This is a genomic window from Streptomyces sp. NPDC093261 (genome assembly GCF_044753645.1).
GTDB lineage: Bacteria > Actinomycetota > Actinomycetes > Streptomycetales > Streptomycetaceae > Streptomyces.
The window spans coordinates 300,322-316,218 of sequence record NZ_JBIVNO010000007.1 but is presented as its reverse complement, the minus strand read 5'-3'; the positions used below and the strand labels follow the sequence as shown (position 1 = coordinate 316,218).

Annotated in this window: 12 protein-coding genes and 1 pseudogene; 7 read left to right on the top strand and 6 right to left on the bottom strand. The window is 70.8% G+C overall.

From position 1 onward, the window contains the following. The first annotated feature begins 226 nt into the window (after positions 1-226). Positions 227-1,480, top strand: a complete 1,254-nt coding sequence (locus tag ACIP94_RS18340) for a cytochrome P450 (RefSeq protein ID WP_402426197.1) — start codon at positions 227-229, stop codon at positions 1,478-1,480. A 205-nt stretch (positions 1,481-1,685) separates the two neighbouring features. Here the strand turns inward: ACIP94_RS18340 and ACIP94_RS18335 are convergent, their stop codons facing one another. The 4 genes and pseudogenes from ACIP94_RS18335 to ACIP94_RS18320 form a co-directional block, all read right to left on the bottom strand. Further along, a complete protein-coding gene (locus ACIP94_RS18335) occupies positions 1,686-2,093 on the bottom strand; it encodes a hypothetical protein (RefSeq protein ID WP_402426195.1) in 408 nt (135 codons plus the stop codon). Positions 2,094-2,476: 383 nt separating this feature from the next. Next, positions 2,477-2,665, bottom strand: a pseudogene (locus ACIP94_RS18330) (transposase family protein); the annotation flags it as partial. 215 nt (positions 2,666-2,880) lie between these two features. After that, positions 2,881-3,045, bottom strand: a complete 165-nt coding sequence (locus ACIP94_RS18325) for a hypothetical protein (RefSeq protein WP_402426193.1) — start codon at positions 3,043-3,045, stop codon at positions 2,881-2,883. Positions 3,046-3,253: 208 nt separating this feature from the next. After that, entirely contained in the window at positions 3,254-6,196 is a 2,943-nt protein-coding gene (locus ACIP94_RS18320; RefSeq protein ID WP_402426191.1) for an AfsR/SARP family transcriptional regulator, read from the bottom strand. Between the two features lie 215 nt (positions 6,197-6,411). Here ACIP94_RS18320 and ACIP94_RS18315 point away from each other — a divergent pair, with 215 nt between their 5' ends. The 6 genes from ACIP94_RS18315 (at position 6,412) to ACIP94_RS18290 (ending at position 13,843) form a co-directional block, all read left to right on the top strand. Then, complete coding sequence (locus ACIP94_RS18315; protein ID WP_402426189.1) at positions 6,412-7,686, top strand: amidohydrolase family protein; 1,275 nt, start codon at positions 6,412-6,414, stop codon at positions 7,684-7,686. Positions 7,687-7,706: 20 nt separating this feature from the next. Beyond that, complete coding sequence (locus ACIP94_RS18310) at positions 7,707-8,612, top strand: LLM class F420-dependent oxidoreductase (RefSeq protein WP_402426265.1); 906 nt, start codon at positions 7,707-7,709, stop codon at positions 8,610-8,612. Positions 8,613-8,620: 8 nt separating this feature from the next. After that, a complete protein-coding gene (locus ACIP94_RS18305) occupies positions 8,621-9,397 on the top strand; it encodes an SDR family NAD(P)-dependent oxidoreductase (RefSeq protein WP_402426187.1) in 777 nt (258 codons plus the stop codon). A gap of 135 nt (positions 9,398-9,532) precedes the next feature. Beyond that, complete coding sequence (locus ACIP94_RS18300; protein WP_402426185.1) at positions 9,533-10,651, top strand: LLM class flavin-dependent oxidoreductase; 1,119 nt, start codon at positions 9,533-9,535, stop codon at positions 10,649-10,651. A gap of 13 nt (positions 10,652-10,664) precedes the next feature. After that, complete coding sequence (locus ACIP94_RS18295) at positions 10,665-12,395, top strand: amidohydrolase family protein (RefSeq protein WP_402426183.1); 1,731 nt, start codon at positions 10,665-10,667, stop codon at positions 12,393-12,395. Further along, positions 12,392-13,843, top strand: a complete 1,452-nt coding sequence (locus ACIP94_RS18290) for an aldehyde dehydrogenase family protein (protein ID WP_402426181.1) — start codon at positions 12,392-12,394, stop codon at positions 13,841-13,843. Before ACIP94_RS18295 ends, ACIP94_RS18290 begins: the two co-directional genes overlap by 4 nt. A gap of 21 nt (positions 13,844-13,864) precedes the next feature. Here ACIP94_RS18290 and ACIP94_RS18285 read toward each other — a convergent pair whose 3' ends face one another. Beyond that, positions 13,865-14,260 carry a nitroreductase family deazaflavin-dependent oxidoreductase gene (locus ACIP94_RS18285; RefSeq protein ID WP_402426179.1) on the bottom strand — a complete coding sequence of 132 codons (396 nt, stop codon included), beginning with the start codon at positions 14,258-14,260 and terminating at the stop codon, positions 13,865-13,867. 101 nt (positions 14,261-14,361) lie between these two features. Then, positions 14,362-15,882 carry a CehA/McbA family metallohydrolase gene (locus ACIP94_RS18280; protein ID WP_402426177.1) on the bottom strand — a complete coding sequence of 507 codons (1,521 nt, stop codon included), beginning with the start codon at positions 15,880-15,882 and terminating at the stop codon, positions 14,362-14,364. Positions 15,883-15,897 lie beyond the last annotated feature (15 nt).

Here is a 15,897-nt window from a genome sequence, read left to right as displayed (position 1 = left end):
GGGGGGGCGCGCGCCCGGGCCGCGGGGGGGGGGGGGGGGGGGGGCCCGGGCCGGGGGGGGGGGTTTTGGGGGGGGGGGGGGGGGGGGGGGGGGGGGGGTTACCCCCCCCCCCCCCCCCACGTCTCATTTCCGATGGAGCTGACCTTGATTCACCCGAATCGACTCTGCGGGACGTGCCGTCATGAAAGATCATCCTAAGCCCCCTGCATATTTCAGACGAGGAGGGTTGGCGGATTTTCGAAACGACCGTCTTTCGTACGCGATTGCTGCCGCCCGCGAGTGCGGGGATGTGTGGAAACTCGCGCGCGGTGTCTATGTTGCCGCATCCCTGAGCGCGTGCCGCACGGTACTGCAGCGGACCAACCAGGAGTACAGTCGGGGATTGATGGCATTTCCGCCGACGCCGCAGCCTCCTGATGCAGTTTTTCCGGTTCGGACTGAGGTGGCTCACGGCAGGTCGGCCCGAATGCGTGGACTGCGTCCTCAAGCCGTCTCTGGTCGCGTACCGGAAATCGCCCGCGACATTAGGGAATTCGTTGCCGATTGGCCGGTAAACCAAGACCTGGAAATACTCCCGATGATGCTGCGAGCTTTCACGGAAATCGGGAACAAATTCATGTTCGGCGGCGACGCGACACACTTGGCTGAAGCAGTTGAAGGCCTTCGCAAGATCAGTGAGGAGATGCCGCCTCCCCGGTCCCGCTGGTACCCAGATGTCGACAAGCGGGCCAGGGCGTACCTGCGCGCGCAGTTCGCTCGGAAACTCCAGGACGTGATCGACCGCCGTCGGACGGAGCAGAACACGGGCGAGGATCTATTGGCCCAGATGCTCCAGCCGTCCTCGCAATACGGGACGCTGCCCGATCGCGTCGTTATCGACAGTCTTGCCGTCATGGCCGTCTCCATGTCCGACATCCCCTCCGTGGCGGCCGGCTGGATCCTCCTCAGCCTGGCGCGCCATCCGGAATCGGCGAGGCGCATCGCTCGCGAGGCACAGTCGCTTCCCGCCGATCCGCAGGATGTGACCAGCTTCGCTGTCGACAGACTGCATTACACGAGAGCCTTCGTCCACGAGGTTCTGCGACTGCATCCGCCGAACTGGCTTTTCAACAGACAGACCACCCGCCGCACCACGCTCAACGGCTACGAAGTCCCGGCCGGCGCCAAAGTCCTGGTATGCGCATACTCGGCACAACGCGATCCCGGACAGCAGGAAAACCCGGACGAGTTCGACCCTTCGCGCTGGTTGTCCAACGATGGACAACTGCGGAAAGTCAGTGCCTTTCTCTCATTCGGGGACGGTCCTGCCAGATGCGGCGGGATCGCACTCGCCACCTTGGAACTCACCCTCGTGACAGCGGAGGCGGCCCGCCGATACCAATTCCACGAGCCACCAGGCCCGCTACCCTCACATGAGATCCATTCCGACGGATGCAACGCGCCTGCGGGCCTCAGGCTCCGGGTTACAACACGGATCTGACGAGGACGACCATCTGATGGGCATCCGGATCGATGATCCGCTGCGCGACGCCGAAGGCGACCTCTACGGCGGCGACGAATTCGTCTGGGACCCGTCCTGAGCGCCTCGGGGTCCCCCGGAATGCCCGGGAAACCCCGATCCTCGGGGTCCCCCGGAATGCCCGGGAAACCCCGACTCGACTCCGGTGTCAGGCCATCAAGGAACCTCAGCTGGAGTGTTCCAGATAAACTGTGTAGTTGTGCTTCATCCCGTCGGCATCAATATAGCCACGCGCATTTGCGTACGCGCCCGTGCCGCCGGTGATAGCCGTCTTCCACGGCGGCGGAGTCCCCGGCCGCGTATTGACGAGCGTGTTTTGCCAGGTGAGCTGCCCATTACGGAGACTGTAGACGCCCGTGCACAGCTCGGTCGCCGGATGAGCCGGGGTGGGATTCGCGGGTCCTGTGACCTGTGTGCACATCACTGTGGAGAAACCGTACTCACGCCCGTTTTGGAAGATCTTTTCCGAGATGAGAACCTGATCGCCCACCCCTGCCGCTCTTCCTGCACTGCCGCTTCTCTTGTAGTGCGTCAACTTCCCGTGCAGTTTGATCACGTCGTAGCGCGTGGCCACTTCCTCGTGATCCTGAGGTCGGGATCTCGAGGACGCAGAGGTGGAGCCTCCGATTACTGATAGTACGATCATCGAAGCTACGGCCAGGCAACGCCTCGAAATGGACATGGTCGCTTCCTTTCCGACGGTGATACTTACTGCGACGCGAGCAAGCATGACCATATACGGTCGAAGCGACATGGGAACGCGATCAGCGGCGTTTGAAATCTGCGTGTCGCACGATTCCTTAATCCCACCTCGAGACTCTCAAAATATGACCCTGATGCAATGCGCAGAGCACTGGAACGCATAATCAAATATTCCAGCACCTCGTTCGAGGAAGCGGCGAAACGGGTCTCGTTCATATGAAGCGAGAGCGCGTAAGCATTCACTGAGCCTTTTCGGCGTTGCCTCTCCAGGGTGAGGACGGCTTTGGCGATGACGGTCATGCGGTTGGGGCTGATCCGGGATCTGCGGAAGATCTGCCGGCACTTCAGCCGTGCCGTGGCGCGCTCGACAGGGGCCCGGGTCTGGGCGAGGGCGCGGTTGACGGTGCGCTGAGCGGGAGTGAGCTCTCCGCCGGGCGGTCGTTTCGAGATCCGCTTTCGATGCACGTCCTAGGACCGATGCAGGACATGTCTCGATCCCGCGACCGATGAACGCTCCTCCTGGCGAACGGTGCTGGAGACATGGTGGCCACGCCCGCCCGCTTCCTCGCCGGTGTCGTGCTTCCGCGGTCCGGACACACCTCGGCCGCGGCGGCTCCCCCTCCGCGCCGCCGCGGCCGATCCCCGTGTGGGAGGAAGGTCTAGCTGGGCTCGGACGTGATGTGGACGTTGTCCGGCTTGAAGATGCCGCTGTCCTCGGCCTCGGTGATGTGGACGTTGTCCGGGTTGACCGTGCCCTCGTCCTTGCCGCCGGTGATGTGGACGTTGTCCGGGTCGACGACCGGCTCGTTCGTGGTGTCGCTCATGGTGCTTCCTCCCCTTGTGACTCAACCGAAAAGTGGGGGCCCGCCCGGCCGTTCCCCCGAATGGACGGCCGGGCGGGCTACCGGGTCGCCTCACCCTAGACCGTGGGCTGGACGACCTCGTCGGCGGTCCGTCTGTCCCCCGACACAACGGATCGACAGGACGAGAGTGCCGTCCCGCGATAAACGAACGATGAACGCCGTAGCGGGCCTACGCGGCAGCGGCCGGCGCCAGCAGCGCCCGGACGGTGTCGGCCTCGGGGGATCCCAGTGCCTCGTAGGTGGCGAGGGCCTCCTGCCAGCACACCTGGGCCCGCCCCGACTGCCCGATTCCGCTGAGCGCCCGGCCCAGCACGGTGAGGACATTGCCGCGCCGCCACTCTCCGCCGATGCCACGCAGCACGGTCAAGGCCGCCTCGGCGTTGGTCGAGGCCTGGGCGGGGCGTTGCGCGGCCAGGTCCACCTCGGCGAGCCTGAGCAGGGTCATCCCCTCCCAGAGGCGCTGGCGGCTGTCACGGAAGACCTTCAGAGCCTCGTGCAACTGATCCCCGGCCTCCCCGCACAACCCGTTCTCGGTGAGGGCCATACCGAGTGCGTAGCGGCCGTTGGCACCCTTGAGGGCGTGTCCCAGGGCCTCGTACGTCTCGACACCTTGCTGGGCGAGCACCACGGCGCTGCGGGCCCTGCCCGTGGCGAGGTGGATGCGCGAGAGGTTGCACAGGACGCTCGCCTCCCCGGCCAGGTCCTCGCAGTCCCGGAAGTCCGCGAGGGCCTGCTCCAGGTGGCGTTCGGCGTCGGCGTGCCGGCTCTGGTAGAAGGCCATGGCGCCACGAATGTTGGCCGCCCAGCACCGGGCCAGGGGATCGGTCCGGGAGTCGGCGAGTTGCAGCGTCTCGCGTGCCGCGTCGTCCGCTTCCGCGAAGCGCCCGGAAAGGTGGTGGGCGACGGCGAGGACGACGGAGGCGCGGCCCTCCGTCCGCCGGTCCTGGCAGGAGCGCGCGGCGTCGCGCAGGGCGATGGCCACGGCTTCGTACTCCCTGGCGTTGGCACCGGACTCCGATAGATCGACTGCCGCCCAGAGGAGGTCGATGGCGCGGAGCAGCGTTGCGGACGTCCCGAACTGGCGCATGCAGGCCAGCAGGCAGACCGCCTCCGCATACAGCCAGTCCTGCGCCTGGTGCCGGTCCTCGAACGTCAGCCCCGGATACTCGGTCCGCTGGAGGTGGTCCACCAGCCGGTCCCCGGGCCGTTCGATCGCGTACACCCCCGCCGCCGTGGCCAGATAGAAGTCCAGCAGGCGCGACATCGCCGCGTCCCGCTCGCTCGGCGGCTGCTCGTCGCGTTCGGCGCAGGCGCGGGCGTAGAGGCGGACCAGGTCGTGGTAGCGGTAGCGGCCCGGGGCGGCCGACTCCAGCAGGGAGGTGTCGACCAGGGACTCCAGCAGGTCCTCCGTGTCCTCCACCGGGAGGTCCAGGACCGCGGCGGCAGCCGCCAGGGATATGTCCGGGCCTTCCGCCAGGCCCAGCAGGCGGAAGGCGCGGGCCTGGGCCGGTTCCAGTTGGCCGTAGCCCAGTTCGAAGGTGGCCTTGACGGCCAGGTCGCCGGCCTGGAGTTCGTCGAGGCGGCGCCGTTCGTCCGCCAGCTTCGCCGCCAGGACCGAGACCGTCCACGTCCTGCGTGCCGCGAGGCGCGAGGCCGCGATGCGGATCGCCAGGGGCAGGAAGCCGCACGCCGCGACCACGTCGAGGGCGGCCTCGCGTTCCGAGGCCACCCGCTCCTGGCCCACGATCTTCGTGAACAGCGACAGCGCCTCGTCCGGGGACATCACGTCCAGGTCCACCAGGTGCGCACCGGCCAGGTCCACCATGCGGACCCGGGAGGTGACGAGCGCCGCGCAGCCCTCCGTGCCCGGCAGCAGCGGACGCACCTGGGCCGCGTCCTTCGCGTTGTCCAGCAGGACCAGGACCCGCCGGCCGTCCAGGACCGAGCGGTACAGGGCCGAGCGCTCCTCCAGTGAATCGGGTATGGCCGAGTCCGCCGTGCCCAGCGCGCGCAGGAAGGAGCCGAGGACCGTCTCCGGTTCCGCCGCCCTCGGGCCCGCGCCCTGGAGGTCCACGTACAGCTGGCCGTCGGGGAAGGCGCCCCGGGCCTGATGGGCGACATGGACCGCGAGGGTCGTCTTGCCGACGCCGCCGATTCCGGCCAGTGCCGACACCGCCATCACCCGGCCCTCGGCCGACGCCAGCACCTCGCTCAGTTCGGCGACGAGGCGCGCCCGGCCGGTGAAGTCGGGGACGTTCGCGGGAAGTTGCGCCGGGCGCACCGGGGCCGCGGCGGGCTCCGGGGCCGGTGCCGACGGTTCCGCGAGGCCCGGGTCGGCGCGCAGGATGCGCTGCTGGAGGTCCTTCAGGCCCGGGCGTGGATCGACCCCGAGTTCGTCGGCCAGCAGGCGGCGGGTGTCCGCGTAGACCGCGAGCGCCTCCGCCTGGCGACCCGAGCGGTACAACGCCAGCATCAGCAGTTCGCGCAGGCGTTCGCGCAGGGGGTGCGCCGCCGTCAGGGCCGTCAGCTCGGAGACCGCCTCCGCGTGGCAGCCCTGCTCCAGGTCCATGTCCAGGCGCGATTCGACGAGTTGGAGGCGCCATTCCTCCAGACGCGTGCGCTGGTTCTCGGCGTAGGGGCCGGGGATGTTGGCCAGCGGCTCGCCGTCCCACAGGGCCAGTGCCTCGTTCAGGACCTTCCGGGCATGGCCCAGGTCCCCTGAGTTCTTCGCCTTCTCCGCCTCCACGGCCAGTTCCTGGGCGGCGGCGAGGTCCAGGGAGCGGACGTCGGGCAGGCGCACCGCGTACCCGCCGGACTCGCTGACGAGAACGCCGGAGGAGAGGACCTTGCGCAGCCGGGAGGCGTACGTCCGTACCGCGGCCAACGCCCGCGGCGGCGGCTCGTCGCCCCAGAGCGCGTCGATCAGCTCGGACGCCGTCGCCGTGCGCCCCTCGCGCAGCAACAGCGCGGCCAGCAGGGCGCGTTGCTGCGGCGAGCCCATGGCCAGCGGCTCGTCCTCACGCCAGGCGCGCACCGGTCCGAGCACGCCGAAGCGCAGAGCGGCCGATTCCTCGGCACTCCGCTGCCTCGGCACTCGCGGTACACCGTCCATCGCTGCCCCCTGGCACCCTGCCGAACGTCCACAATCAGGAGGCCAGTTTGCCTTGTTCATGGCGGATGCGTCAGCCATGGGAGACGGCGATCACAGGCCGTGGCGTTGTGTGTCACAGGGTCCACACACGCTCTCCTCATACCGGACGGCGCGGATTCACGCCGGGCGGCACCGATTTACTGACGGTTCGTCAGATCGGCGCTACGGTGACCGCCATGGAGACCTCGACGAACCCCGGCACGTTCCCGCAGATCATCTCCGTCGACGACCACACCGTGGAGCCTCCGCACGTCTGGCAGGACCGGCTCCCCGCGAAGTACCGGGACACAGGACCGCGCATCGTCCGCGCGCCCCTGAAGGACCTGACGTTCCTGGGCGGGAGGTTCGCCCCCGTCATGGGTGAGTCCGGTGACGAGGGCCCGCTCGGCGACTGGTGGGTGTACGAGGACCTGCGCCGGCCCCTCACCCGCCTCGACACCGCCGTCGGGTACGACAGGGACGAGATCAGGCTCGAGGTCATCACCTACGAGCAGATGCGACCGGGCTCCTACGACGTGCCCCGGCGCCTCGCCGACATGGACGTCAACCACGTCCGGTCCGCCCTCTGCTTCCCGACCTTCCCGCGCTTCTGCGGCCAGACCTTCACCGAGGCCGGCGACCGGGAGCTGGCGCTGCTGTGCGTGCGTGCGTACAACGACTGGATGGTGGAGGAGTGGTGCGGCCCCGAGGCGCACGGCCGGCTCATACCCCTCACGCTCATCCCCCTGTGGGACGCGCGACTCGCCGCCGCCGAGGTGCGCCGCAACGCCGCACGCGGGGTGCGCGCCGTCGCCTTCTCCGAGATCCCGCCGCACCTCGGGCTGCCGTCCGTGCACACCGACGACTGGGATCCCTTCCTCGCCGCGTGCGACGAGACCGGAACCGTCGTCGCGATGCACATCGGCTCCAGCAGCAGAATGCCCTCCACGTCCGCGGACGCCCCGCCGGCCGTCGGCTCCACGATCACCTTCGCCAACTGCTGCTTCTCGATGGTCGACTGGCTGATGAGCGGAAAGTTCGAGCGCTTCCCGCATCTGAAGGTGATGTACGCGGAAGGCCAGATCGGCTGGATTCCGTACATCCTCGAGCGTGCCGATGTGGTGTGGGAGGAGAACCGCGCCTGGGGCGGGGTCGCGGACAAGGTGCGCCGCCCGCCGTCCGAGCTGTTCGCGGGCCATGTCTACGGCTGCTTCTTCGATGACGCCTTCGGCCTGCGGAACCTGGACGCGATCGGGGCCGGGAACGTGCTGTACGAGACCGACTACCCCCACTCCGACTCCACCTGGCCGAAGTCGCGTGAGGTCGGGGAGGCCCAGATGGGGCACCTGGACGCGGACACCGTCGACCGGATCGTGCGGCGCAACGCGATCGAGCTGCTGGGCCTGACGGACGACGGACTGTGGCCCGGGCCGGGAGGCGGACTGTGGCGCGGGCCGGGCGGCGGGCGGTGACCGCGCCCCTGCGGTATGGGATGCAGCTCCCCGTCCAGGCCCTGAGCGCGCTCTTCGCCGAGCCCTGGGAGGCCGGCGCGGGTCCGGAGGACCTGGTGGAGACGGCCCGGGCCGCCGACCGTGCCGGGTTCGACTACCTGGCGAGCTGCGACCATGTCGCCATCCCGCGCCGGCTGGCCCCCGCCATGAGCACAGTCTGGTACGACCCCGTCGCCACGCTCTCCCACCTGGCGGCCGTCACCGCGCGGGTGCGGCTGCTCAGCCATGTCGCGATCGTCGGGCTGCGGCACCCCCTCCTCACCGCCAAGCAGTACGCGACCCTCGACCACCTCTCCGGCGGCCGGCTCGTCCTCGGCGTGGGGGCCGGGCACGTCCCGGAGGAGTTCGCGGCCCTGGGCGTGGACTTCGGGCAGCGGGGCGCCCTCCTCGACGAGGCGATCGACGCGCTCAGGGCGGCGCTGGGACCGGAGGAGTTCCCCGTCCACCACGGGAAGGCCTATGACTTCGAGGGGCTCGGGCAGCGCCCCCGGCCCACCCAGCCCCGGGTCCCCCTGTGGGTCGGCGGCTCCTCACCCGCCGCCGTGCGCCGGGCCGCGCTCAAGGGTGACGGCTGGCTGCCGCAGGGGGATCCGCGCGACCGGCTGCCCGCACAGATCGCGCGGCTGCGGCAGATCCGCGCAGAGGCGGGGCTCCACGCCCCCTTCACCGTCGGCGCCCTCACCGAACCGCTGTACATCGGCGAGCCGGGCTGGGACGTCGGACGGCGCACGGTCAGCGGCAGGCCGGAGGAGGTCGCCGACTCCCTGCGCGCCTACGGTGCGATGGGCGCGCACCAGATCCAGGTGCGGTTCCGCAGCCGGAGCCGCACCGAACTGATCGACCAGATCGCCGCGTTCGGGGCCGAGGTCGCGCCCCGCCTGGACTGAGGAGGGCCATGGGCAGGCTGGACGGGCGCGTCGTCCTCGTCACGGGTGCGGCGCGCGGACAGGGCGAGCAGGAGGCGCGGCTGTTCGCGGCGGAGGGCGCCCGGGTCGTCCTCGCCGATGTGCTCGACGACCAGGGGGAGGCGCTCGCCGAGGAGCTGGGGCAGCGGTATGTCCACCTCGACGTGGGCCGGGAGGCCGACTGGGCCGCCGCCGTGGCCGGTGCGAAGGAGGCGTACGGGCGCGTCGACGGGCTGGTCAACAACGCCGGGATCCTCCGCTTCAACGCCCTGGTCGACACGCCGCTGGACGAGTTCATGCAGGTCGTCCAGGTCAACCAGGTGGGCTGTTTCCTCGGCATGAGAACCGTCGCGCCCGAGATCGCGGCCGCCGGGGGCGGCACCATCGTCAACACCGCCTCGTACACCGCGATGACCGGCATGGCGGCTGTGGGCACGTACACGGCGACCAAGCACGCCGTCCTCGGCCTCACCCGGGTCGCCGCGATCGAGCTGGCGCCCCGCGGGATCCGGGTCAACGCCCTGTGCCCCGGGGCCATCGACACTCCGATGTCCAACCCGGCCCTGCTGGACCCGGACGCGGATCCGCAGGAGATGTCCGGGGCCCTGGACGAGCTGTACCGGGGGCTGGTGCCGCTCGGCCGGATCGGCCGGCCGGAGGAGGTGGCGAGGCTCGCCCTCTTCCTGACCTCGGATGACTCCTCCTACATCACCGGACAGCCGTTCGTCATCGACGGCGGCTGGCTGGCCGGGATTGCAGTTTTCTGACGGTCAGTCAGCTATTGACGCTCCCACCGGCCGGTGCCACAGTCGGCGGGAGCTGAACTGACGGTATGTCAGATAAATCGCGGGCGGGAACGGACACCCGCCGGCGACGGACACTCGTGGGGACGGTGAAACTCCTTGGAATTCGGGCTCTTTGTACAGGGATACGTGGGCAAGCGGGCCGAGACGGACCCGCTCGCGGAGCACAGGGCGCTGATGGAGGAGACCGAGTACGTCATCCAGGCGGACGCGTCCGGCTTCAAGTACGCCTGGGCCTCCGAGCACCACTTCCTGGAGGAGTACTCGCACCTCTCCGCCAACGACGTCTTCCTCGGCTATCTCGCCCACGCCACCGAGCGCATCCACCTCGGCTCCGGCATCTTCAACCCCCTCGCCCCGGTGAACCACCCGGTGAAGGTCGCCGAGAAGGTCGCCATGCTCGACCACCTCACCGAGGGCCGCTTCGAGTTCGGCAGCGGCCGGGGCGCGGGCTCCCACGAGATCCTCGGCTTCCTCCCCGGCATCACCGACATGAACCACACCAAGGAGATCTGGGAGGAGACCATCGCCGAGTTCCCCAGGATGTGGCTCCAGGACGAGTACGCCGGCTTCCGGGGCAAGCACTGGCAGCTCCCGCCGCGCAAGGTGCTCCCCAAGCCGTACGGGAGGTCGCACCCCGCGATGTGGTACGCGGCCGGGTCCCCGCCCTCGTACGCCATGGCCGCCCGGAAGGGCCTCGGGGTCCTCGGGTTCAGCGTGCAGAAGGTCTCCGACATGGAGTGGGTCCTGGAGCAGTACAAGACGGCGATCGTGGACGCCCGGCCCGTCGGGGACTTCGTCAACGACAACGTGATGGTGACGACCACCGCCGTGTGCGCGCCCACGCACGAGGAGGCGATCCGCATCGCGGCGGCCGGACAGCTGCACTATCTGCCCTCCCTCGTCTTCCGCTACCACGACACCTTCCCGCGCCCGGAGGGCTTCCCGGTCTGGCCGGAGACACTGCCCGAGTACACCGAGGAGTTCATCGAACTCCTCGTCGAGGAGGAGCTGCTCATCTGCGGCGACCCGGACGAGGTGCTCACCCAGTGCAAGCGGTGGGAGCAGGCCGGGGCCGACCAGCTCAGCTTCGGGCTGCCGGTCGGCGTCCCGAGGGAGGAGACGCTCCAGACGATCCGGCTGATCGGCGAGCACGTGATCCCGAAGATCGACACGGACCCGGTGCACCGCACGACCCGGTTCCGTCAGGCCGCCTGAGGGGGTGTCCCGCATGCTCGACCACGTCATCAGGGGCGCGACCGTCGTGGACGGGACCGGCGCGCCCGGGCACACCGCCGACGTCGGGATACGGGACGGCCGTATCGCCGCCGTAGGGACCATCGCCGAGGCGGCCCGGAGCACCGAGGACGCCGGCGGCCTGGTACTCGCCCCCGGCTTCGTCGACCCGCACACCCACTACGACGCCCAGCTCTTCTGGGACCCCTACGCGACCCCCTCCCTGAACCACGGCGTCACCACCGTCGCCGCCGGCAACTGCGGCTTCACCCTCGCCCCGCTCAACCCCGCGCGGCCCGCCGACGCCGACTACACCCGGCGGATGATGTCCAAGGTGGAGGGCATGTCCCTGGTCGCCCTGGAGGAGGGGGCGCCCTGGAACTGGCACGGCTTCGGCGAGTACCTCGACGCCCTCGAAGGCCGGATCGCCGTCAACGCGGGCTTCATGGCGGGCCACTGCGCGCTGCGCCGTTATGTGATGGGCCCGGACGCGGTCGGCGGACAGCCCACCCCGGAGCAGCTGGACGCCATGCTGCGGCTCTTCCACGAGGCCATGGAGGCGGGGGCCTGGGGCCTGTCCACCACCCAGTCGTCCACGCACTCCGACGGGGACGGCGCACCGGTCGCCTCCCGCCACGCCCGGCCGGCCGAGCTGCTGGCCCTGTCCCGGGCGGTGGGCGAGCACGAGGGCACCCAGATCGAGGCGATCGTGGCGGGCTGCCTCGACCAGTTCAGCGACGCCGAGATCGACCTGCTGGCGGACATGAGCGCGACGGCGGGACGGCCCCTGAACTGGAACGTGCTCACGATCGACGCCGCCGTCCCGGAGCGGGTGCCCCGTCAGCTCCTCGCGAGCGAGCGCGCCCGCAAGGCGGGCGGCCGGGTGGTGGCCCTCACCATGCCGATCCTCACCCCGATGAACATGTCGCTCGGCACCTTCTGCGCCCTCAATCTGATCCCCGGCTGGGGACCGGTGCTGGGTCTGCCGGTGCCCGAGCGGATCGCGAGGCTCCGCGACCCCCGGGTCCGGGCCGAGTTGCTGCGGCGGGCCCGCTCCAAGGAGGCGGGCGTCTTCCGGCGCCTGGCCGACTTCGGCCGGTATGTCATCGGGGACACCTACAGCCCACGCAACGAGGGCCTGACCGGACGGGTGGTGCGGGACATCGCGGCCGAGCGCGGCCAGGATCCCTTCGCCTGCCTGGTCGAGATCTGTGCGGCCGACGACCTGCGCACGGTGCTGTGGCCCATGCCCACCGACAACGACCCGGACTCCTGGGCGCTGCGGGCCCAGACCTGGCGGCACCAGGACGTCCTGCTCGGCGGCTCCGACGCGGGCGCCCATCTGGACCGCATGTGCGGGGCCCCGTACACCACGCGGTTCCTCGGGGACTGTCTGCGCGGCCGGAGGCTGGTGCCGCTGGAGCGGGCCGTGAAGATGCTCACCGACGATCCCGCGCGGCTGTTCGGGCTGCGGGAGCGGGGCCGGGTGCGGGAGGGCTTCCACGCGGACCTGGTCCTGTTCGACCCGGAGCGCGTCGACGCCGGCCACGCCACCCTGGTGCACGACCTGCCGGGGGAGAGCCCGCGCCTGGACTCCCGGGCGATCGGGGTGAAGGCGGTCTGGGTCAACGGAGTCGAGGCGATCCGGGACGACGCGGTGACCGGGGCCGTGCCGGGCCGGGTGCTGCGCTCCGGACGGGACACCAGGACGGTGAGCACCACGTGACCGAGCGACAGCGGCTGTTCATCGGCGGCGCGTGGGTCGAGCCCGAGGACGGGTACCACCCGGTCGTCGACCCGGCGACCGAGGGGATCGCCGGATGGGCGCCGGAGGCGTCCCGGGGTCAGGTGCACGCGGCCTGCGCGGCGGCCCGCGAGGCCTTCGGGCCCTGGTCGCGGACGGCTCCGGAGGAGCGGGCGGCGGTGCTGGCGCGGGCGGCCGAGGTGATACGGCGCAACCTCGTGCCGTACGCGGAGCTGGCGCAGGCCGAGAGCGGTGCCACGACCCGTACGGCGCGCGGGATGCAGGTGGGTGTCGCGGCGGCCCGGTTCCGGCGGTACGCGCGCGTGGAGCCGGTGGAGCAGCCGTTGCCGCCGCAGATCAACGAGGCGGGCCCGTTCGGCCCGGCGGCGGTCGTCGGCGCGGTCGCCGAGCGCCGGCCGGTCGGCGTGGTCGCCTGCGTCACCTCGTACAACAACCCATGGGCGAACCCGGCGGGCAAGGTCGCCCCCGCGCTGGCCATGGGCAACACGGTGGTCGTCAAGCCCGCCCCGCAGGACCCGCTGTCCGTGTACCGCATGGCCGAGGCACTGCGGGAGGCGGGCGCGCCGCCGGGCGTCGTGAACGTGGTGGGCGGTTCCCGGCCGGAGGTCGGCGAGGCCGCCGTGGACTGCCCCGAGGTGGACATGGTGAGCTTCACCGGGTCCACGGCCGTGGGGCAGCGGATCGCCGAGGCGTGCGGCCGGTCCATGAAGCGGCAGCTCATGGAGCTGGGCGGCAAGGGCGCGGCGCTCGTCTTCGACGACGCGGACCTGGACGCGGCGGTGGCCGGCATCGGGACGACGTTCTCCTTCTACAGCGGCCAGATCTGCACGGCACCCACGCGCGTGATCGCCCAGCGGGGCGTCTACGACCGGGTGGTGTCCGAACTGGCCGCCCACGCCCGGCGGCTGACGGTCGGGGACCCCCGCGTGCCGGGCACGGTGGTGGGGCCGGTGATCTCGGCAGCCCACCGGGACCGCGTGGAGGCGTACGTGGAGTCGGGCCGCAAGGAGGGCGCGCGGCTGGTCGCCGGGGGCGAACGCCCGCCGTACGACCGGGGCTTCTACGTCGCCCCCACCCTCCTCGCGGACTGCACGCCCGATATGCGGGTGGTCCGGGAGGAGATCTTCGGCCCGGTGGTCGTGGTCGTGCCCTTCGACGACGAGGAGGAGGGCATCGCCCTGACCGACGACACCGACTACGGCCTCATCGACTACGTCTGGTCCCGGGACGTGGCCCGCGCGTTCCGCGTCGCCCGCCGGCTGCGGGCGGGCCAGGTGGGCGTCAACACCGTCGGCCGCAACATGGAGGCCCCGTTCGGCGGCTTCAAGAGGAGCGGGGTGGGCCGCGACGTCGGCTCGTACGCCCTGCACGCCTACAGCGAGCTCCAGGCGATCGTGTGGCCGGGGTGAGGGGGCCGGCCGGAGACGGCCTCAGTCGTCCAGGTCCACCCGCACCGTGAGCAGCCCCGTGCCCAGTGCCCGTACCGCCGAGCTGTTGAGACGGGGCAGCGTCCTCAGACGGGCGCGGGGGTCGTCGTCCGGGAGCGGATGGGCCGTGCCCGTGTGCCAGCGGCCCCTGATACGAACCCGTACCCGGGGATCGGCCCGGATGTTGCGGATGTACTGGGACCTCTCGCCGTGCTCGGACACCAGCCAGAAGGAGTCGCCGATGCGGCGCCCGCCCAGCGGGGTCCGGCGTGGCAGGCCCGAGACGCGGCCCGTGGTCTCCAGGAGCGTCTGCAGCGGCATATGCCGCTGCACCGGATTGACGACATGGCGCTGGAGCGCCGTCACCGCACGGTATTTGAGGTCGGCGAAGCCCGGCATGGTCGTGTGTTCCCCCTGACGACGTGAGGAGCGCGGCCCTCCGCGCAGTCTGGCAGACCGCTCAACGGGGCGCGCGGAAAACGGCCGCGCGCCCCCATGGCCTAGGGCCGGCCCAGGAAGATCGGGTTCGTGAACGCGGCCAGAACCCCCGGCACCGGGCCCGCCGCGGCCTCGTGCCGCAGCTCCGCCCGTACGTAGGCCGCGTACGCCGGAGTGGTGTGCCACTCCACCGTGCCCGCCCCGGACACCGGGAGCGGATCGCTGGTGAACAGCACGCCCTGGTCGGTGACGAAGCGCACCGTGCAGCGGGGCGCGCCCTGCGCCTCCAGCCGGACCGTGACCGGAGTGTCGCCGGCCACCCGCAGCCGCTCGCCGATCCCCGCGTGCTCACCGTGGCCGCCCGAGACGCTGAAGGCCAGCGAGACGTTCTTCGACTCGGCGACGTACGAGCGGCCCGCCCGGATGCCCTCCTGGATGGCCTCCCTGGTCAGGTCGTCGGCGAGAACCACCGTCTGCGGTGTGCCGATCGCGTCGGGGTCGCGGTGGGCGTCGCTGTTGCCCATCGCCGGAAGCCAGTGACCGTGCCCCTCCCGGGCCGACGCCACCAGTGTGTTGTCCCACTCCGCCAGCGTCGCCTCGTCGTCCGGGGTGAAGGGGCCGTTCCACACCTCCACGGCGTCCGCCTCGGCGAAGCCGAACTTCCAGCCGCAGCCGACGCAGGTGGCGTGCGGATGGGCGGGGACGACCAGTCCGCCCGCCCGGTGGATCTCCCGTGCGAACCGGGCCCAGCGGTTGTCGCGCGCCCGGTAGCGCCAGTCGACGAAGGTGCCCGGCTCGGTGCCCAGCGCGAGCACATGGCCGTTGCGGGTCGTCACCTCCTCGCCGAGCATGATCAGCAGGTCGTCACCGGCCTGGTCGGCCCAGTGCGCGTGCGAGGAGTGCGTGTTGTGCTCGGAGGAGTTGATGAAGTCCAGGCCCGCGGCCCGGGCCAGCGCCGCGATCTCGGCGGGCGTGCGGCGCCCGTCGGAGTACCAGGAGTGCATATGGCAGTCGCCGCGGTACCAGGCGCGGCCCCGTCCCTTGGCCCGGGACGGCGGATACACCGGCGCCGGGGTGACGTCCTGCTCGCCGTAGGTGAGGGTGATGGTGATCTCGTAGCTCAGACCCTGCGGGGCCACCGTGTAGGGGCCCAGCGCGATGTGCCAGGTGCCGGAGTGCACCGGGCCGGGCAGATAGCCCGGGGTCGCGTCGTCCGCGCGGACGAAGAACTCGGAGCGCGCGCCGCCGGACCAGCCGCGGAAGCCCTTGCCGCCCAGTTCGGTGCCGCGCTCGTCGAAGAGGCCGATGTCGAGGGCGTTGCCCTGGGTGCCGGCCGGAACGGACGGCTTGTCATAGGTGTAGGAGACCTTGATCTCCCGGACGCCCGCGGGGACGTCGACGGGGAGGTAGACGAAGTCCGGGGAGCCGGGCGGCAGGGTGCCGCGCACCGTCCTCGTCTCCTGGCTGTCGGCCGCCTCGGCGGCGGGACCGTGGGAGAAGCTCACGGTTCCCAACGTAAGCGCGACGGCCGCGCTCGTCACGAACAGGGCGCGTCTGCCGATGCCGTGGTCGTCCTCGCACATGCTGCTGCTCCCAAC

Bases quoted from the DNA above. Each gene is read 5' to 3' on its own strand.
- ACIP94_RS18295 (WP_402426183.1), top strand. From the start codon at position 10,665: ATGCTCGACCACGTCATCAGGGGCGCGACCGTCGTGGACGGGACCGGC.
- ACIP94_RS18305 (WP_402426187.1), top strand. From the start codon at position 8,621: ATGGGCAGGCTGGACGGGCGCGTCGTCCTCGTCACGGGTGCGGCGCGC.
- ACIP94_RS18320 (WP_402426191.1), bottom strand. From the start codon at position 6,196: ATGGACGGTGTACCGCGAGTGCCGAGGCAGCGGAGTGCCGAGGAATCG.
- ACIP94_RS18310 (WP_402426265.1), top strand. From the start codon at position 7,707: ATGCAGCTCCCCGTCCAGGCCCTGAGCGCGCTCTTCGCCGAGCCCTGG.
- ACIP94_RS18285 (WP_402426179.1), bottom strand. From the start codon at position 14,260: ATGCCGGGCTTCGCCGACCTCAAATACCGTGCGGTGACGGCGCTCCAG.
- ACIP94_RS18325 (WP_402426193.1), bottom strand. From the start codon at position 3,045: ATGAGCGACACCACGAACGAGCCGGTCGTCGACCCGGACAACGTCCAC.
- ACIP94_RS18315 (WP_402426189.1), top strand. From the start codon at position 6,412: ATGGAGACCTCGACGAACCCCGGCACGTTCCCGCAGATCATCTCCGTC.
- ACIP94_RS18280 (WP_402426177.1), bottom strand. From the start codon at position 15,882: ATGTGCGAGGACGACCACGGCATCGGCAGACGCGCCCTGTTCGTGACG.